The organism is Prevotella sp. ne3005 (assembly GCF_900110085.1).
Lineage (GTDB): Bacteria > Bacteroidota > Bacteroidia > Bacteroidales > Bacteroidaceae > Prevotella.
Map to the genome: position 1 here is coordinate 287,183 of NZ_FOCK01000006.1, position 16,548 is coordinate 303,730.

Here is a 16,548-nt window from a genome sequence, read left to right on the forward strand (position 1 = left end):
CGAATTTATTTTTATTTTTTGTATCTTTGCAGCAGAAATGTATCATAAACAAACAAAAACCATTATTATAATGAACAGAAGCCACTTATTATCGCTACTCCTTCTCGGCTGTTCGCTTTCAGCCTCAGCCCAGTTGTCGAAACCTCAGACCGACCTGCCCAATCCCCTGCTGATGAACGACGGCCTGACGCTGGTCTCCGACCTCAGCCAATGGACGGTGCGCCGCCAGGAGATCAGCCAGATGATCCAGCAATACGGCATAGGCCAGAAGCCCGAGGTGGCCCCCGAGGCCGTCAAAGCCCGCATGAAGGGCGACACCCTCATCGTCGACGTCACCGTCCATGGCGAGTCGCTCACCCTGAAGTCATGCCTCCACTACCCTACCGTTGGTCAGCCTCCCTATGCCCTCATGATCGGCACCAGCCGCCTCTCACTGCCCAAGGCCCTCTTCGAGAATCGCCCCATCGCCGTGATGAACTTCCACGAAGACCAGGTCAACGACTACTCTCAGTGGCGCCCTCACCACGAGCGTGGCGAGCACCCCTTCGACCGTCTTTATCCAGAGCTCAAAGCCAATGGTGCCTATAGCGAGTGGGCATGGGGCATGAGCCGCCTCATCGACGGACTGGAGCAGCTGGGCCCCGAACAGACGAAGATCGACGTCAAGCGCATCGGCGTCTCTGGCTGTTCCTATGCTGGTAAGATGGCCCTCTTCTGTGGAGCCTTCGACGAGCGCATAGCCCTCACCATCGCCCAGGAGCCGGGCGGAGGCGGTGCGGCCTCGTGGCGATACAACTGTCATGTCGACAGCGTGGAGAATCTCGACCGCACCGACTACCACTGGTTCCTCGAGTCACAGCTTGAGCAGTTTCATGGCGACAGCGTCTACCTCATGCCCTACGACCACCACGAGCTCGTCTCCATGGTCTGCCCCCGTGCCCTGCTGATGCTGGGCAACACCGACTATCGCTGGCTGGCCGACGAGGCTGCCTACGTCTCGATGAACGCAGCCCGTAAGGTATGGCAGCAGCTGGGCATCGCCGACCGCATCGGCTACTCCATCAACGGTGGCCACATGCACTGCATGCTCCCCGAGAGCCAGTATCCCGAGGTCGAGGCCTTCATCGACAAGTTCCTGCTCAACAAAAAGGATGTCGACACCAGCAACATCCTCTTTGCCCCCGAATCCTTCCAGCAGATCCCCCTCTCCGACTGGATCAAATACTGACCAGTACCCCTCCTGTCATCCCGAGTGCCCCTCTCCTGTCATCTCGACTAAGCGTTAGCGCATGGAGAGATTTCAAGAGATGTCTCGACTCCGCTCGGCATGACAGGAAAGGGAGAATTGTGTGTCTCCACGCGGTTACGCGGTTACACGGTTTCATTTTGGATTTCGTAGTTTGGCGTTTGGGTGCGAAAAGGGTCTTATAAATTTATTATATATTATAATATATAATAAATTAAATATAATATATATATATAAATAATATAGATTTTTTGAAGCTCCCCTTTCCCCTCTTCTCGGAGCTGAGTACAAGACAGAGGGGGAAATTGGAAAAAACAAAATGAAACCGCGTAACCGCGTAACCGCGTCCAGATATTGTACTTCCCTAGGTACCTTAATCCTTATCCCTGGCAGAAGTTGAATGACAGTGTGATGGTTTCCTAAGGCTCGTTCAGACGTATTGAAACACTCATTCAGACTATCTCTATACCCTATAGGGGATTATCCGAACACGAGTAAGAGACTATCCGGATAGCGCATAGAGACTATCTGAATGACCGACGGTTGACCCCACCCTTCTCCTCTACCTATAAATTTTTGATGTTTTAATGTTTCACACTTTTCTTTTTATAGACACCAAGTTCCACCTTATACATTCCGACGACATCAGCGGTCTCAATGTTTGACGGGCTAACTTCCTTCACCTTAACAGGAGCTTCAACACTCACCCATTTGAAGATGGACACAGGCTTTTTACGGTTTGACATGCCACCGTAGATCTTATCTTTGGTAAGTGGGATTCCTGCACCTTGAACATCCTTGACAAGATGGTTGTAGAACTCGTCGGCCTCTTTTTTCGTATTGAAGAAGAAGTCATACCAGGTTCTATTGTCATACCAGTCATAGAAACAAATGCCTATAGTTTTACCGCGATATGTGAAATCGAAGGATTCGCCTGCATGTAGACCTGGATACCCATTGATGGTCTCGCATGTATTAAAAGTATCCATGACTTCCTGCCTGGCTATTTCTTTGGTAGGCATGTGGGCGTTGATGCACGTAAAGGGGAAATAGAGGAGGTCTTGGATGGTACGCTCCTTTACATCGATGTGCGTAGGAGTGGCAGGCGTCTTCTGAGCCTGCGCCATTGCCAGCATGAGTGGCATAAAAAGCAACAATGAAATCAGTTTGATTGTCTTCATATCTATTGTCAGTTAGAATATTATAGGTGCAAAGATAATTAATAATATGGTTACTTCCAAATGTTTGAGGGTATTTTTTATTCCTATTTCAAGATGACAGGAGAGAGAAGGACAAAATAATAATCCCCGCTCGATTGGGCGGGGATTATTGATTGGATAATCTGTTGTTTAGAACTTAGCCATTTTGATGGCGACCACGGCGCATTCATCGCCCTTGTTGCCTAAGCGGCCTCCTGCGCGATCTTTGGCTTGTTGCAGGTCGTTGGTGGTCAGCAGACCAAATACGACGGGGATATTGCTCGTGGCGTTGAGACGGGCGATGCCTTCGGTGACTCCCTGACAGATATAGTCGAAGTGGGGCGTCTCACCACGGATGACGCTGCCCAGGATGATGATGGCATCGTAACCGTCGTTGAGGGTCATCTGACGTGCGCCGTAGATGAGTTCGAAGGAGCCTGGAACGGTCTTCACGTGGATATTCTCGGGCAGGGCTCCGTGCTTCTCGAGCGTGGAGACACAACCGTCGAGCAAGGCACCTGTGATATCAGGGTTCCACTCGGCCACCACCACACCAAACGTCATGTTCGATGCATCGGGCACCTTAGCAAGGTCGTATTCTGAGAGGTTCTTGGTGGCCATGGCTTATTTTGCTGATACGCGCTCGATGTAAGCATCGATGGTCTGATAGGCCATGGAGTTGAAGTATTTCTCCTTCACGGTCTGATAGAGCTTCAGAGCCTCGTCGTTCTTGCCCTGACTCTCGAGGATCTCACCAGCCTGGATGAGGAAGGTGGGAGAGAGCGAGTTGTTGTCGGCCTTCTCGGCAGCCTTCTTCAGGTGAGAGACGGCCTTGTCGAGCTGGTTCAGGTGAGCATAGGCGTTGCCCAGGGCACCCTCGGCTGCAGGCGAGATCATCTGATCGTCGGCAGCATCGTACTTCTCGAGGTATTTCACGGCATCCTCCCACTTGTCGAGCTTGGCATAGCAGAGACCGGCATAGAGGTTGGCCAGATTGCCTGCAGCAGTGGAGCTGTACTCATCGGCGAGCTTGGCGAAGCCCTTGAAGGAAGCACTGTCACCATTGAGAGCCTTCTCGTAGTTAGCGGCCTGGAAGAGCTGCTGACCCTTGGCGATCTCGGTGCTGGCCTTGACCTCACGGGGACCAGATACATAAGTTGTGTAAAGAACGATACCTGCGATGATGACCACGAGGGCTACCACCACAGCGATAATGGCCTTCTTGTACTTCAGGAAGAAGGCTTCACTCTGATTCAGGCTCTCCTCCATCGTGGGAGCTGCCTGCTGTTGATTCGATGTATTTGCCATTATTTTTTTGTTATTTTTATTGTTTGCGCATAAATCGGGTGCAAAGGTACAAGAAAAAAAGCGAAAAACAAAAGAAAAACAAAAAAAAACACTACCTTTGCACTATGATTCTCGAAAAGCTGTCGATCATTAACTATAAGAACATTGCAGAGGCGGAGCTGGAGCTGTCGCCAAAGATCAATTGTTTCATCGGCCAGAACGGCGTGGGGAAGACGAATGTGCTCGATGCCATCTATTATCTCTCGTTCTGTCGCTCGGCCAATAATCCCATCGATTCACAGGTGATCCGCCATGGAGAGGAGTTCTTCATGCTGGAAGGACGATACGACGACAACCTGACGGTGACGGCGGCCATGAAGCGCGGACAGAAGAAGCACTTCAAGCGCGACAAGAAAGAGTATAAGCGGCTCTCGGAGCACATCGGACTGATACCGCTCGTGGTGGTGGCACCCTCAGACACCCTGTTGATAGAGGGAGGCAGCGAGGAGCGCAGACGACTGATGGACATCGTGATAGCACAGTATGACCGCAGCTATATCGAGTCGATGAACCGCTATAACAAGGCCCTGCAACAGCGCAACGTGCTCTTGAAGCAGGAGGAGGAGCCTGATGCCGAGGTGATGGGGCTCTTCGAGGAGCAGATGGCCATGGAGGGCGAGCGTATCTACCAATGCCGCAAGGCTTTCGTGGAGGAGCTGACACCCATCTTCCAGCATATCTACGAGACGGTGTCGGAGCATCGCGAGCAGGTGACGCTGAACTATACGTCGCACTGTCAGCGAGGACCGCTGCTGGAGGTGATCCAGAGAGACAGGTTCAAGGACCGTGCCGTGGGCTACTCGCTGCATGGCATCCACCGCGACGACCTGGAGTTCTGTCTCGGAGGGCATCCGATGAAGCGCGAAGGCAGTCAGGGACAGAACAAGACGTTCGTCATTGCCCTGAAGCTGGCGCAGTTTGACTTCCTGAAACGCACCAATTCGAAGACCACGCCCCTCTTGTTGCTCGACGATATCTTCGACAAGCTCGATGCCCAGCGCGTGGAGCAGATCGTGAGGCTCGTAGCCAGCGATGAGTTCGGACAGATTTTCATTACCGACACCAACCGCGACCATCTGGACCAGATACTCAAGGCTTCATCGCACGACTATAAGATTTTCCACGTGGAGAAAGGAGAGATATATGTTTAAGAGAGACGTACAACAGATTAAGGACCTGATACTGAGGAACCTGCGGGCACAGGGGCTGGAGACGCCACTCCTGCAGAAGAGGCTTATCGACGCCTGGCCAGAGGTGGCAGGAGAGATGATTGCGGGCTATACAAGAGAGCTCAATATCCGCAATCAGACGCTGTTTGTACATCTGACAAGCCCTGCCCTGAGGGCAGACCTCTCGATGATGCGCAGCGAACTGGTGAAGAAACTGAATGCGCATGTTGGCAGTCAGGTGATTGCCGACATACGTTTCTGCTAGATCACTTCATCCACAGGAACATCGTGTTCCCCAACAGGCACCTCCCTGACTTTCTGAAAGTCGAAACAAACGCCGAGAGTTTTGCAATCTACACTTGTAAGCAGGCGGTCGTAGTAGCCTTTGCCACGACCTAAGCGACGGCCCTGGGCATCGAAGGCCATGCCAGGGATAAGGGCGACATCGATCTGCAGGAATTCGGTAAAAGGCGCTCCCACGGGTTCCATGATATGAAAAGCCCCCTCACGAAGATCCTGAGGACCCGTATAGCGGCGCAGTTCCATCCTTTCATCATCGAGCACCTTCGGCAGCAAGACCGTCTTCCCTTCAGCCACCAGATCGTCGATGAGCTGATGGGTGCAGACCTCATCGGGCAAGGAGTAATAGGCCATGACCACACGGGCATCGCGCAACCGCTCCTTGAGGCGTCTCACAATAGGAAGTGACCATTCACTGAGCTGCTGCTGAGTGAAAAGTCGCTTCGTATCTCGTATCTGCTGTCGGAGTTCAGACTTAAGCATGGGCCACCTTCTTGTCGCTGGCAGGAGCCACAGGCTTCTGAGGGAAGGCTGCATTCTCGCGGAAGAGACGGAGAGCCTCTATGATGGAGGGATCGTCCTGATTCAGATATTCCGTCCAGGCCTGCTCGCTATGGATGTTGTAGATGATTCGGCTGACGAGGAAACGCTCCAGCAGCTTATGGGATTTCTGAATCATCAGGTTACGACGCTTGAGACCATTCTTTTCTGCATAGGCAGCAAACTTGTCGACCACGTTCTGCTTCTTCAGATAGGTCTCCATCTCCTTGACAGAGGTCATGTCGGCAAGGCGCTGACGATTCTCGTCGCTGTAGCTGAAGGCATACTGGAGAATGAGTCCGCTCATCGAGGCTTCTTTATAATAGGAGGTCATGTCGAGCGTATCCTCAGGGATAAAAATGTCGGGCGTGATACCACCACCACCATAGACGACACGTCCGTTGGCCGTATGATATTCAGGACCCGTGTGCTTGATGCTGTCCTCGGAGAAGAACTCACCATGCTGATAGCGGCTCACCCAGTCGTCGTCGTAATGAGAGCCATCGGTATAGGGCTTCTGGATGCAACGGCCAGAGGGAGTGTAGTAACGCGCGATGGTGAGGCGGATCATGGAGTGGTCGCTGAACTCCATCGGCTTCTGTACCAAGCCCTTACCAAAGGAACGGCGCCCGATAATCGTACCACGGTCGTTGTCTTGGATGGCACCTGCCAGAATCTCTGAAGCAGAGGCAGAGGCCTCGTCGACGAGCACCACCAGAGGCAGGTTCTGATAAGAGCCACGGCCGTCGGCACGATAGTCCTGACGGGGGAAGGCACGTCCCTGGGTGTAGACAATCAGCTGTCCGCGCGAGAGGAACTCGTTGGCAATCTGCACGGCCGACTCAAGATAGCCGCCCGTATTGCCACGCAGGTCGATGACCAGGTTGCTGAACTGCTGCTGTGCCAGTTTGGCCAGTGCGATGAGCAGTTCGGGATAGGTGTTCTCGCCAAAGTTCTTGATGCGGATATAGCCGCTCTCATCGTCGAGCATATAGCTGGAGGTGATGCTCTTGGTGGGGATCTCGCCACGGGTGATGGTGATGTGGCGCAACTTGTTCTCACCATAGCGCAGGATGCCCAACTTCACCTTCGTATCCTTGGGACCCTTCAGGCGGTGCATGGCCTCGGCATTGGTACAGATCTTGCCTACGAAGACGGAGTCGTCGACCTCGACAATCTTATCGCCTGCCAGCACACCAGCGCGCTCTGCAGGACCATTGCCGATGACATTCTGCACACGGATGGTGTCCTGACGGATGGTGAACTCGATACCGATGCCAAAGAACGAGCCGCGCAGGTCGTCGTTAGCAATCTCTCCCTCACGAGCCGTGATGTAGACGGAATGGGGGTCGAGCTCAGCCAGAATCTGAGGCATGGCTTTCTCCACCAGGTCATTGATGTTGACCGTATCCACATACTGATCGTCAATGATGTGGAGCAGGTTGTTGAGTTTGTTACCGCTCGAATTGATGATGTTCAGTCGGTTGCCGGAAAAATGGTTGGCATAAAAGGTGCCCACAAGGATGCCGAGGACTACGCAGACGGCCATCCACAGAGGGGTAAAACGACCATATTTATTCTTCATACTTCCAAAAAGATTACTTCGATACCTGCACGTTTGAGGAGATCAATACCATCCGTCAGACGGTATTTCTCACCATAGACCACCCGCTTGATGCCTGCCTGGATGATGAGCTTGGCACACTCGATGCAGGGCGAGGCGGTGATATAGATAGTGGCACCATCGCTGTTGTTGTTGGAACGGGCCAGTTTTGTGATGGCATTAGCTTCGGCATGGAGCACATAGGGCTTCGACACGTTGTTCTCGTCCTCGCAGACATTCTCGAAGCCTGTCGGCGTGCCGTTATAGCCATCGCTGATGATCATCTTGTCCTTGACCACCAATGCCCCCACCTGACGGCGCTGGCAATAGGAGTTTTCTGCCCAAATGCGCGCCATGCGCAAATAGCGTTCATCTAGTTTTTGTTGTTTTGATTCCATTTCTCTTCAGTAATGCATCAATAGTGGGTTCGTCACCCTTGAAACGTTTGTATAATGTCATCGGATTCTCCGTGCCACCCTTCGAGAGGATGTTCTCACGGAAACTCCGTGCAGTCTTCTTGTCAAAGACACCATGCTTCTTGAACACAGCAAAGGCATCGGCATCGAGCACCTCAGCCCACTTGTAACTGTAGTAGCCTGCTGCATAGCCGCCTGCCATGATATGGGAGAACTGCACCGTCATACAGGTATCGGGCAACTGGGGCAGGATCTGAGCCTTCTCCCACGCCTTCTTCTCGAAGGGGATGATATCATCGGTAAACTCGTCCTTTTTGGTATAGTAAGCCATATCCAGCAGGCCGAAGCCCACCTGACGCATGCAGGTGTAGGCCACATTGTAATTGCGGCTCTTCACGATACGGCCGATCAGGTCGTCGGGGATTGGTTCACCTGTCTTGTAATGGAAGGCGAAGGTGCGCAAGAACTCTTTCTCGATGGCAAAGTTCTCCATAAACTGCGAAGGCAGTTCCACGAAGTCCCACCACACGCTGGTTCCACTGAGACTCTCGAAACGCGTGTTGGCAAACATACCATGGAGCGAGTGGCCGAACTCATGGAGGAAGGTCTCCACCTCGCTCAATGTCAGCAGGGCAGGCTTTTCTTCCGTGGGCTTCGTAAGGTTCATCACCACAGAGACATGGGGGCGCACGTTCTTGATGTTACCAGGACCGAAGGGTTTCTTCACGTCCTCGCACTCCATCCACTGTCCCTGATAGGAGGTCATCCAGGCCCCACCCTGCTTACCCTTGCGAGGATGGAAGTCGGCATAGAAGACTGCTAGGAAGGAGCCGTCCTCATCGAACACCTCGTAAGCCTTCACATCTGGATGGTAGACGGGGATGTCCTTGTTCTCCTTGAAGGTGATGCCATACAGGCGATTGGCCAAACCAAACACGCCATCGATCACCTTGGAGAGTTCGAAATAGGGGCGCAGCATCTCGGCATCGATATTAAACTTCTGCAGCTGGAGCTTATGGGAGTAGAAACCAAAGTCCCAAGGCTCCAGTTTGAAGTTCTTACCCTCAAGCTGGCGAGCCATCTTTTCTATGGCAGCCACTTCTTTCTGGGCTGTGGGCTTATAGGCCTTGATGAGGTCGTTGAACAGTTTATAGACATTGCGCACATTACCTGCCATGCGGTGTTTCAGCACATAGTCGGCATAGGAATTATGCCCCAGGAGCTGGGCCAGTTCACGACGCAGGTTAATGATCCGCTTGCATATCTCAAGGTTGTTCTCCGTATTATCATGGATACACTCGGTATTCTTGGCCATGTACAGCTGGCGACGAAGCTCGCGCTGGGTGCTGTAGGTCATGAAGGGCAAGTATGAGGGGAAGTCGAGGGTAAACACCCAGCCTTCCTTGCCTTGTTCCTTGGCGGCCAGGGCAGCAGCCTCACGGGCTGTCTCAGGCAGACCGTCGAGTTGGGCCTCGTCTGTGAGATGCAGGGTGAAGGCTTTGTTTTCTTTCAAGAGGTTCTGCGAGAACTGGAGTCCGAGCACGGAAATCTCTTCTGTCAGCTGACGGAGGCGCTCCTTACCAGCAGCATCGAGCAGGGCACCATTACGTACAAAACCGTCGTAGCAGTTGTCGAGCAGCATCTTCTCCTCAGGAGACAGCTTACGGTGGTGACGATGCACATATTTGATGCGCTCAAAGAGTTTCTCATTGAGACGGATATCATTGGAATGTTTCGTCAGAATCGGACTCATCTTCTGCGCCAAGGCATCCATCTCGTCGTTGGTCTCTGCAGAGAGCAGGTTGAAGAATACGGTGCTGACACGATCCAGCAGATTGTAGTAGTCTTCGCCATCCTTCCCGTCGTCGACGGAAATAATGGTATTATCAAAGGTGGGTTTGGCAGGATTGTTGACAATCTTGTCTATCTGCTCATCTTCACGACGGATGCCCTCGAGCATGGCCTCCTCGTAGTCTTCCATACGGATACGATCAAAGGGCGCCGTGTCATGGGGCGTGTTATAAGGCAGGAAAAACGGATTTGTTCTTTCTTTATTCTCGTTCATGATTAATACTAACGTTTCAGAGCGCAAAGGTAATGCAAAATTCTCATACAATCATGATTACCTGCATTAAAAAAGCTGAAAATGGGCAAGATTAGCCATTATGGCCTGACGGAGAGCAGCCGTTCCAACTGTGGAATCTCTATCCGTCCGCGATAGAGGGTCACCACCCCATCCTTCTGCATCTGGTTTAATACGCGCGATACGTTCAGACGACTGTCATTCATTTCGTCAGCCAGACGCGTCATCAGAATATTAAACTGCTTATGTCCTGCCGGATAGACGCAATGCTGGGTCAGGAAACGCTCTACCCGCTCTCTGAGCGACTGGGGCTGGTGAAGCCACGACAGACGGAGCTGCTTTTGGGTCTGGGTGGCGAAATTGTTCATCAGGTTCAGGCGGAACACGAGGAAATCCTCTGAGAGCCGCACCAGTTCCTCCTTGTCGATGGTAATAAAATTCACATCCGACGAGGCTATGAAGTCATGGGTGTAGCGCTGATGATAACCAAAGACACCTTCGACCTGGAGAATATAAGGAGCCGAGATTTGCTCCTCGACAGAATAGCCATAATCATCGGAGTAGGTGATTACCCTGACGGAGCCATTGATAAGGAAATAGAGCTGGGTGCAGGCTTCACCCGACTTTACTACAGGACGACCAGAGGCCACCTTCATAAAACCGAAACGGGTATGGCCAGCGATGATCTCCAGATCATCACGACTCATTCCCTGAAACAGTGGGAACTGCAGCAGTTTGTCGTAAATCTGCAGTGTAGCCATATCACTCGGATATTTTCTCGCGCAGGGATGGAGAATACCATACGTCCATGTCCCCTTTCTGATTACTATAGATGAAATAGGCCATCAGCTCAGGATGACGCTCCAAGACCTGACGGGCCTTGTCAAAGCCCATCACCATGAAAGAGGTGGCATAGGCGTCAGCCACAGCACAGCTCTTGGCAAGAACCGTTGCCGAGAGGATGCTATGCTGTACGGGATAGCCCGTTTTGGGGTCGACAGTGTGGGCAAACTTCTTACCACCTTTGAAATAGTAGTTACGATAGTTGCCACTGGTGGCCATCGCTTTATCCGTCACATTCAGGACCGTCTGCAATTCATGTCCTATATTCAGGGAATCGTCGGTAGGCTTTGTAACACCAATCTTCCAAGGTACACGATCAGGATTGACACCACTCGTCACCACCTCTCCACCAATCTCGACCATATAGTTCTGTATTCCACGACTTTGCAGAAGACGGGCTACACGATCCGTGCCATAGCCCTTGGCAATAGCAGAACAGTCGAGCATGATACGGGGATCCTGCTTCATCACCTTCCCATTAACCATCGACACCTTTTCATAGCCTACCAACTGAAGAAGGCTGTCTACCTGATGGCTCGAAGGCTGAGAACCATTCTTGAAACCAAAGCCCCAGGCATTTACCAAAGGCGCTACAGTAATGTCGAAAGCGCCATCGGTGTCTTTTGATATGTCCATTGCCAAATTGAAGACCTCCTTGAACATATCGTCGAGCTGAACATCCTTATTCTCATTGACGGCTGTAATCACTGATTCCTTATTGAATGGCGACAACGAAGCGTCGACCTTCAGGAGTTCTGCCTTGATACTCTGTGTCAGGTCGGAATCGCACTGGTAAGTGACATGATAGGTGGTTCCAAAGATAAAGTCTGAAGTCTTGCGATAAGGCATGGAATGCTGTTGGCGGATAATCAGGATTGTACCCACCACCAACAATGTCAGGAACGGCAACTGCCAGAGTAGCTTTTTGTTTTTCATATATCGATGATGACATTAAACGTACCACCCAAGCGCGTGTCACCATAAATGCCATAGCCTGGCACGTACCAAGTATTGCCAAAGTTACCATCCTCAGAATGAGAGATACGACGCTTGTAACGTACGCTCCATCCTAAATGGAGCGGACCGAAGATCTTTGCATCCACGCCAACCACAGCCTCTATCCAGTGCTGATTGCAGGAGGCATCCTTAACACCATAGCTTGTGTTCCACAGCCAGACGGGATCAGGGAAGTCTGGACGAGAGATATTGACTTTATAAGAGGTATAGGCATAGCGCAGACCAACATAGAGACGGTTTTTGCCATGCTTATCCTTCAACATGTTCTTATCGATACCAATACGGAAATAGGGGGCCTTGGTATCATAGTGAATATGCGTCACATCGTCACTATGGTTGGCCTTGCCAAGTCCAATTTCAACGATCGGGAACCACTCGTCGTGAAGGTTGACACGCAGGGCACCCTCATATTGTCCGTTATCAGAGAACGCCATCAGGCCAGCTCCCACGAGATCGAACGAGACAGCAAAGCCACGGAACACTGGGATAGAGTCTTTCTGAAAGGCGAAAAACTTTATCTGTGCCGAAGCTGCAGTTGCAATGATCAGCAACAGCAGACTAATCGTCCCTCTTCGGATAGAAGTAAAGATGAACCGTCTCATAGTCGTAAGTTACAGATGGATTCTTAATCACAATCGAGTCAATATAGTTCTGCGTATAGCGGATACCAGTCAAAGTATGGAAGAAGATAGTATTACAGTCCACAGACTCGAAATGGGGATAATCGTCTTTCTTAATCCATACGGTATCTGTCACGTGCAGGTCTGTGTTGCTATTGTCAAAATGAAACAAGAGAATATCCTCAGGATGGGAATAGCTAATGGGGAGGTTAAATTTTGCCTTTTCCGTCAGTTTGTTCAGAACGGTATTATCTTTGCCGTTCAAGATTACAACCTCATTACCATCCTTCGTGACCGTAGTCACCGTCAGTGTATCGCTGAGCGGTAGCTCCAGCCCGTCGTCATCGTAGACCTCCCAGATTGTCTCCACAATGCTGTTCACAGGACAATCGATGCTGGAGCAGGCTGTCAGCAACATTATCAGCAATATATAGGGAAGGCGTTTCATATCACCTGTTCGATTTGATAGTCATTTCTCCCACTTGATGAACGACTGATAAGGTCACCTATGAAGCCCGTAAGGAACAACTGCGTACCTATCATCATCATGGTCAGAGCGATATAGAAGAACGGAGAGTCCGTCACCAAGCGCTGGGGGATATGATGAGCCAGACACCACAGTTTATCTGCTCCAATCCACAAGGCAGCTACAAAACCAATGAAGAACATCACCGTACCCAGGAAACCAAACACGTGCATCGGCTTCTTACCAAAAGTAGAGAGGAACCAAAGTGTCAGCAGATCAAGGTAGCCGTTGACGAAACGGTTCAATCCCATAAATTTCGATGAGCCATATTTACGGGCCTGATGCTGCACCACCTTCTCACCAATCTTGACAAAACCCGCATTCTTCGCCAGATAAGGAATATAACGGTGCATCTCACCATATACCTCGATATTCTTCACCACTGCCTTGCGATAAGCTTTCAGACCACAGTTAAAGTCATGAAGGTTCTTAATTCCGCTAATCTTACGGGCTGTGGCATTGAAAAGTTTTGTTGGAAGCGTCTTTGAGATGGGGTCATAACGCTTTTGCTTATAGCCGCTCACCAGATCGTAACCTTCTTCCTTAATCATACGGTACAACTCTGGAATCTCGTCAGGTGAGTCTTGTAAATCGGCATCCATTGTGATAACCACATCGCCCTGGGCTTGCTCAAAGCCACAATACAAGGCAGGACTCTTGCCATAGTTCCTACGGAACTTGATTCCCTTCACCACATCTGGTTGCTTCTGGTTCAGTTCGGTGATGATGTCCCAAGAACGGTCGGTAGAGCCGTCATTGATAAAAATGACTTCATAACTGAAACCATTCTTCTTCATGACCCGTTCTATCCAGGCATACAATTCAGGTATCGACTCGTCCTCATTATAAAGAGGTATTACTACTGATATATCCATGTTGTCATTTAAAGATTTGCGATATTGGATTTGGTTCGCTGCATAATCAGGCTGATGGGCACACCAAGCACGAAACCCAGGGTGATATTAATCGTCAGCATGTTCAGCGCATAGTCTATCGGACGGATATTGGCCAGCTCCTTCAGACTCTCAGTCATCATCTCTGTCATGCCATATTGCTTGAGCATCTGCTGAGCCTCTTCGGAGGTAACCATCTTTGAGAACTGACTCAGCAAATAGCCGTTGTCCATAAAGGCAAAATAAAGATACTGCGCAAGGGCAAACAAAACACCGCCATAGAAGAAAACCAAGACGGAATAGGCATAACCTCTACGGAAAGAGATGATGCCTTCACGGCCATAGTCCCGAAACTTTCTAAGACGTTCACCAACAAAAATAGGAGTATATACTACCAGCATGACTGCAGCCAGCCCAAGCAGCTGGCTTTGTACACCTATTATATATAATATAAAAGCTATCACCCACAGGAGGGCCAGAAAAGCGCCATCCTGACGGGCAAAAGCCTTAAGTTGTATATATTCTGGAGCTGTCATCATTTAACATTTTTCGTTTAGACGGTGCAAAATTACGCATTTTCTCGCATATAACGAGTGCATCGTCTCAAAAAATCGTTAAAAAGATAAACTTTTCACTTTTCACTTCTCACTTTTTCACTTTTTTGTTGTACCTTTGCACCCGCTTTCAAGCAAATTGTTCTTTTAAATATGGGCGAGTCCTGTACGGCCAGCTCCCTCGGAATCCCCCAGGGTGGGAACGCAGCAAGGGTACTTGGTTGTAGCGGCGCGATACAGTCAGCTCGCCCACCCGCCTCTTTAGCTCAGTTGGCCAGAGCACGTGATTTGTAATCTCGGGGTCGTTGGTTCGAATCCGACAAGAGGCTCTAGCATTGAAGAAGGGTTGGCAATAGCCAACCCTTCTTATTTTAACCCCTTATTTCTTCATACTCAGTTTTTATTTCGTTTTCTTATAGGTGATATTAGCATCCTTTAGCATCTTTCGATAATATGCAGACACATCCTTCCAATGGTAGAAAGGATAACAATCGGTTTCAATGGGGATCGAGGTTTCGTTCTCATTCATCAGAAATTTGACAAGAACATCGTCAGAGTCCTGTTTACGGAAGAATATCCACTGAATATTACCAGCCATCGGAATGAGTCTAAAAATGGTAAACTGTTTGTGCAAGTTCTCCATATCGTCAGTCCCATGAATCGCTTCCTTAAACCCCATAATAAAGGAGAAGGGCAAAACCACACTATCATGGCCGAAGCGGAGCCTAACACTTGGTTTCCCAGAGGCAACTGCTAAATCTGCCTCATTCAGAAAATTCATGAGCAACGGATAGATGGCGTAATAATTATGGCGAGAGCCAGGCATCAAGCCCTCCCAAAGACACCAACTGGCATTATAGGCTCGGAAGCCATCTATAAGTTCATCCTCAGTCAGCAAATCATCAAACGTCAAATTCAACTCAGGCAGACAACTCATATCGGAAGCAATATTCCACAGACCATCGGCAAAACGATAATCATCAATATATTCTGTAGCAGCCTTTGCGTCATTAAACAAAACCCCCATCAGTCTATGTCCATTTAACATCTTATGACAGAACTTATCCAATTTCTCATACAAAGGTCCATCCGTCTCTGATTCTGGAATACTGATACTGTCGTTGGGAAGTAAATAATACATATCGTGCTCACTGGCATCCATCATAATGGTCAATAAGGGATTCATTGTCTTCAACTCCAAACAAAAGTTTGCCATACTCAGCATACACCTCCTAACTGTTGAAGAATTGGCTTTGACACATATAGGCTGTTTCATCAGTGAAGGATAGTTGACACACAGCCTATGGGCAATAGCCCGATGCTGTTGGCCGCCTAACTGCGTAAGATCACCATCACGATGAAAGGCATTCTCTGCCGCCACTTTCAGTCGACACAAGATTTCTTTACCCGTTTCCGTTAACAGTCCTCTGATCTGGGCCGTGTCCATTTTCCCAATCACATATTTATAATGATCATCATCTGTCATGTAACGAGCACCATGTCTACCATAATGAGTGACGTAGAACGGCTCATAGCCTGCAGGAGGCGCAGTGATGTGTCCTGTTGGATTAGGGTAGTTGCAATAATTACCACTGGCAAGGTCCATGTGGGCCAGTAATTCTGACCTCGACGTCTGAGCAGATACAAAAATGCAGCATCCCGTCATCAGACTAATAAAAGATAGTTTAAGATTTAACATAATTGATTAATTTAGATATGATGGTGCAAAGATACGAATTAGGGGTCGAAAATCCAAATATATTTTGGTTTTTCCATATATGAGTTTCATGAAAACACAAAAACGAAGCCCCGGGTCATTTCTGACTCGGGGCTCTCTGATAAAAGTGGCGGCCTCCTACTCTCCCGCATTGCATTGCAGTACCATCGGCGCAGGCGGGCTTAACTTCTCTGTTCGGAATGGGAAGAGGTGGGACCCCGCTGCAATAGCCACCTGATATGGGGTTTGACTATTTCCACACAAGAACAGAAGCAAGGACTAAGCCTTCTAAAACTTCATTACATCTGATAATATGACTCAAGCGAAAGATTTCGGGCAATTAGTAGTGCTCGGCTTTGACGTCACCGTCTTTACACCTGCACCCTATCAACGTCGTAGTCTACGACGACCCTCTATGGAGTCCTCATCTTGCGGCTGGCTTCGCACTTAGATGCTTTCAGCGCTTATCCAATCC

At 49.8% G+C, this 16,548-nt stretch carries 17 protein-coding genes, 1 tRNA gene and 2 rRNA genes; 4 read left to right on the top strand and 16 right to left on the bottom strand.

Going from position 1 to position 16,548, the window contains the following annotated elements:
- Positions 1–70: 70 nt before the first annotated feature.
- A complete protein-coding gene (locus tag BMY16_RS10990; protein ID WP_091842482.1) occupies positions 71–1,228 on the top strand; it encodes a glucuronyl esterase domain-containing protein in 1,158 nt (385 codons plus the stop codon).
- 602 nt (positions 1,229–1,830) lie between these two features.
- Here the strand turns inward: BMY16_RS10990 and BMY16_RS10995 are convergent.
- The 3 genes from BMY16_RS10995 to BMY16_RS11005 all read right to left on the bottom strand — a co-directional run bounded on the left by BMY16_RS10995 (position 1,831) and on the right by BMY16_RS11005 (position 3,753).
- Positions 1,831–2,427: a hypothetical protein gene (locus BMY16_RS10995; RefSeq protein WP_091842416.1), complete on the bottom strand. Its 597-nt coding sequence runs from the start codon at positions 2,425–2,427 to the stop codon at positions 1,831–1,833.
- A 168-nt stretch (positions 2,428–2,595) separates the two neighbouring features.
- Complete coding sequence (gene ribH / locus BMY16_RS11000; protein WP_091842418.1) at positions 2,596–3,066, bottom strand: 6,7-dimethyl-8-ribityllumazine synthase; 471 nt, start codon at positions 3,064–3,066, stop codon at positions 2,596–2,598.
- A 3-nt stretch (positions 3,067–3,069) separates the two neighbouring features.
- Positions 3,070–3,753 (bottom strand): tetratricopeptide repeat protein, encoded by a 684-nt coding sequence (locus tag BMY16_RS11005; protein WP_091842420.1) that lies wholly within the window; start codon positions 3,751–3,753, stop codon positions 3,070–3,072.
- A gap of 104 nt (positions 3,754–3,857) precedes the next feature.
- Between BMY16_RS11005 and recF the strand changes: the two genes are divergently transcribed.
- Both recF and BMY16_RS11015 read left to right on the top strand, forming a co-directional pair.
- Complete coding sequence (gene recF / locus BMY16_RS11010; RefSeq protein ID WP_091842422.1) at positions 3,858–4,943, top strand: DNA replication/repair protein RecF; 1,086 nt, start codon at positions 3,858–3,860, stop codon at positions 4,941–4,943.
- Positions 4,936–5,226 carry a DciA family protein gene (locus BMY16_RS11015; protein ID WP_091842423.1) on the top strand — a complete coding sequence of 97 codons (291 nt, stop codon included), beginning with the start codon at positions 4,936–4,938 and terminating at the stop codon, positions 5,224–5,226. The genes recF and BMY16_RS11015 overlap by 8 nt, the downstream gene beginning before the upstream one ends.
- Here the strand turns inward: BMY16_RS11015 and BMY16_RS11020 are convergent.
- From BMY16_RS11020 to BMY16_RS11065, 10 genes are all read right to left on the bottom strand, one after another.
- The gene (locus tag BMY16_RS11020) at positions 5,223–5,744 is read right to left on the bottom strand and encodes a 5-formyltetrahydrofolate cyclo-ligase (RefSeq protein ID WP_091842425.1); all 522 of its coding nucleotides are present in this window, start codon (positions 5,742–5,744) and stop codon (positions 5,223–5,225) included. The genes BMY16_RS11015 and BMY16_RS11020 overlap by 4 nt on opposite strands.
- Positions 5,737–7,386, bottom strand: a complete 1,650-nt coding sequence (locus BMY16_RS11025) for a S41 family peptidase (RefSeq protein WP_091842427.1) — start codon at positions 7,384–7,386, stop codon at positions 5,737–5,739. Before BMY16_RS11025 ends, BMY16_RS11020 begins: the two co-directional genes overlap by 8 nt.
- Positions 7,383–7,802 (bottom strand): deoxycytidylate deaminase, encoded by a 420-nt coding sequence (locus BMY16_RS11030; protein ID WP_091842428.1) that lies wholly within the window; start codon positions 7,800–7,802, stop codon positions 7,383–7,385. The genes BMY16_RS11025 and BMY16_RS11030 overlap by 4 nt, the downstream gene beginning before the upstream one ends.
- On the bottom strand, positions 7,774–9,885 hold the full coding sequence (locus BMY16_RS11035) for a M3 family metallopeptidase (protein ID WP_091842430.1): 2,112 nt from the start codon (positions 9,883–9,885) through the stop codon (positions 7,774–7,776). Before BMY16_RS11035 ends, BMY16_RS11030 begins: the two co-directional genes overlap by 29 nt.
- Before the next feature lie 98 nt (positions 9,886–9,983).
- On the bottom strand, positions 9,984–10,664 hold the full coding sequence (locus tag BMY16_RS11040) for a Crp/Fnr family transcriptional regulator (RefSeq protein ID WP_091842432.1): 681 nt from the start codon (positions 10,662–10,664) through the stop codon (positions 9,984–9,986).
- A gap of 1 nt (position 10,665) precedes the next feature.
- The gene (locus BMY16_RS11045; protein WP_091842434.1) at positions 10,666–11,682 is read right to left on the bottom strand and encodes an FAD:protein FMN transferase; all 1,017 of its coding nucleotides are present in this window, start codon (positions 11,680–11,682) and stop codon (positions 10,666–10,668) included.
- Positions 11,679–12,365: a DUF6048 family protein gene (locus BMY16_RS11050; RefSeq protein WP_091842435.1), complete on the bottom strand. Its 687-nt coding sequence runs from the start codon at positions 12,363–12,365 to the stop codon at positions 11,679–11,681. The genes BMY16_RS11045 and BMY16_RS11050 overlap by 4 nt, the downstream gene beginning before the upstream one ends.
- Positions 12,322–12,831 (bottom strand): DUF6452 family protein, encoded by a 510-nt coding sequence (locus BMY16_RS11055; RefSeq protein ID WP_139207208.1) that lies wholly within the window; start codon positions 12,829–12,831, stop codon positions 12,322–12,324. The genes BMY16_RS11050 and BMY16_RS11055 overlap by 44 nt, the downstream gene beginning before the upstream one ends.
- A complete protein-coding gene (locus BMY16_RS11060) occupies positions 12,828–13,784 on the bottom strand; it encodes a glycosyltransferase family 2 protein (protein ID WP_091842439.1) in 957 nt (318 codons plus the stop codon). Before BMY16_RS11060 ends, BMY16_RS11055 begins: the two co-directional genes overlap by 4 nt.
- A gap of 8 nt (positions 13,785–13,792) precedes the next feature.
- Positions 13,793–14,341 carry a DUF4199 domain-containing protein gene (locus tag BMY16_RS11065; protein WP_091842440.1) on the bottom strand — a complete coding sequence of 183 codons (549 nt, stop codon included), beginning with the start codon at positions 14,339–14,341 and terminating at the stop codon, positions 13,793–13,795.
- A gap of 270 nt (positions 14,342–14,611) precedes the next feature.
- Here BMY16_RS11065 and BMY16_RS11070 point away from each other — a divergent pair.
- Positions 14,612–14,685, top strand: a tRNA-Thr gene (locus BMY16_RS11070).
- Positions 14,686–14,756: 71 nt separating this feature from the next.
- Here the strand turns inward: BMY16_RS11070 and BMY16_RS11075 are convergent.
- The 3 genes from BMY16_RS11075 to BMY16_RS11085 all read right to left on the bottom strand — a co-directional run.
- A complete protein-coding gene (locus BMY16_RS11075; protein ID WP_139207209.1) occupies positions 14,757–15,752 on the bottom strand; it encodes a histidine phosphatase family protein in 996 nt (331 codons plus the stop codon).
- Positions 15,753–16,198: 446 nt separating this feature from the next.
- Positions 16,199–16,311 (bottom strand): 5S ribosomal RNA (gene rrf, locus BMY16_RS11080).
- An 82-nt stretch (positions 16,312–16,393) separates the two neighbouring features.
- Positions 16,394–16,548, bottom strand: a 23S ribosomal RNA gene (locus BMY16_RS11085); the annotation flags it as partial.

Excerpts from the sequence above, each read along its gene's own strand:
- BMY16_RS11035 (WP_091842430.1), bottom strand. The coding sequence starts at position 9,885 with ATGAACGAGAATAAAGAAAGAACAAATCCGTTTTTCCTGCCTTATAAC.
- ribH (WP_091842418.1), bottom strand. The coding sequence starts at position 3,066 with ATGGCCACCAAGAACCTCTCAGAATACGACCTTGCTAAGGTGCCCGAT.
- BMY16_RS11050 (WP_091842435.1), bottom strand. The coding sequence starts at position 12,365 with ATGAGACGGTTCATCTTTACTTCTATCCGAAGAGGGACGATTAGTCTG.
- BMY16_RS11020 (WP_091842425.1), bottom strand. The coding sequence starts at position 5,744 with ATGCTTAAGTCTGAACTCCGACAGCAGATACGAGATACGAAGCGACTT.
- BMY16_RS11055 (WP_139207208.1), bottom strand. The coding sequence starts at position 12,831 with ATGAAACGCCTTCCCTATATATTGCTGATAATGTTGCTGACAGCCTGC.
- BMY16_RS11060 (WP_091842439.1), bottom strand. The coding sequence starts at position 13,784 with ATGGATATATCAGTAGTAATACCTCTTTATAATGAGGACGAGTCGATA.
- BMY16_RS11005 (WP_091842420.1), bottom strand. The coding sequence starts at position 3,753 with ATGGCAAATACATCGAATCAACAGCAGGCAGCTCCCACGATGGAGGAG.
- BMY16_RS11045 (WP_091842434.1), bottom strand. The coding sequence starts at position 11,682 with ATGAAAAACAAAAAGCTACTCTGGCAGTTGCCGTTCCTGACATTGTTG.
- BMY16_RS11030 (WP_091842428.1), bottom strand. The coding sequence starts at position 7,802 with ATGGAATCAAAACAACAAAAACTAGATGAACGCTATTTGCGCATGGCG.
- BMY16_RS11040 (WP_091842432.1), bottom strand. The coding sequence starts at position 10,664 with ATGGCTACACTGCAGATTTACGACAAACTGCTGCAGTTCCCACTGTTT.
- BMY16_RS11015 (WP_091842423.1), top strand. The coding sequence starts at position 4,936 with ATGTTTAAGAGAGACGTACAACAGATTAAGGACCTGATACTGAGGAAC.
- recF (WP_091842422.1), top strand. The coding sequence starts at position 3,858 with ATGATTCTCGAAAAGCTGTCGATCATTAACTATAAGAACATTGCAGAG.
- BMY16_RS10990 (WP_091842482.1), top strand. The coding sequence starts at position 71 with ATGAACAGAAGCCACTTATTATCGCTACTCCTTCTCGGCTGTTCGCTT.
- BMY16_RS11065 (WP_091842440.1), bottom strand. The coding sequence starts at position 14,341 with ATGATGACAGCTCCAGAATATATACAACTTAAGGCTTTTGCCCGTCAG.
- BMY16_RS10995 (WP_091842416.1), bottom strand. The coding sequence starts at position 2,427 with ATGAAGACAATCAAACTGATTTCATTGTTGCTTTTTATGCCACTCATG.
- BMY16_RS11025 (WP_091842427.1), bottom strand. The coding sequence starts at position 7,386 with ATGAAGAATAAATATGGTCGTTTTACCCCTCTGTGGATGGCCGTCTGC.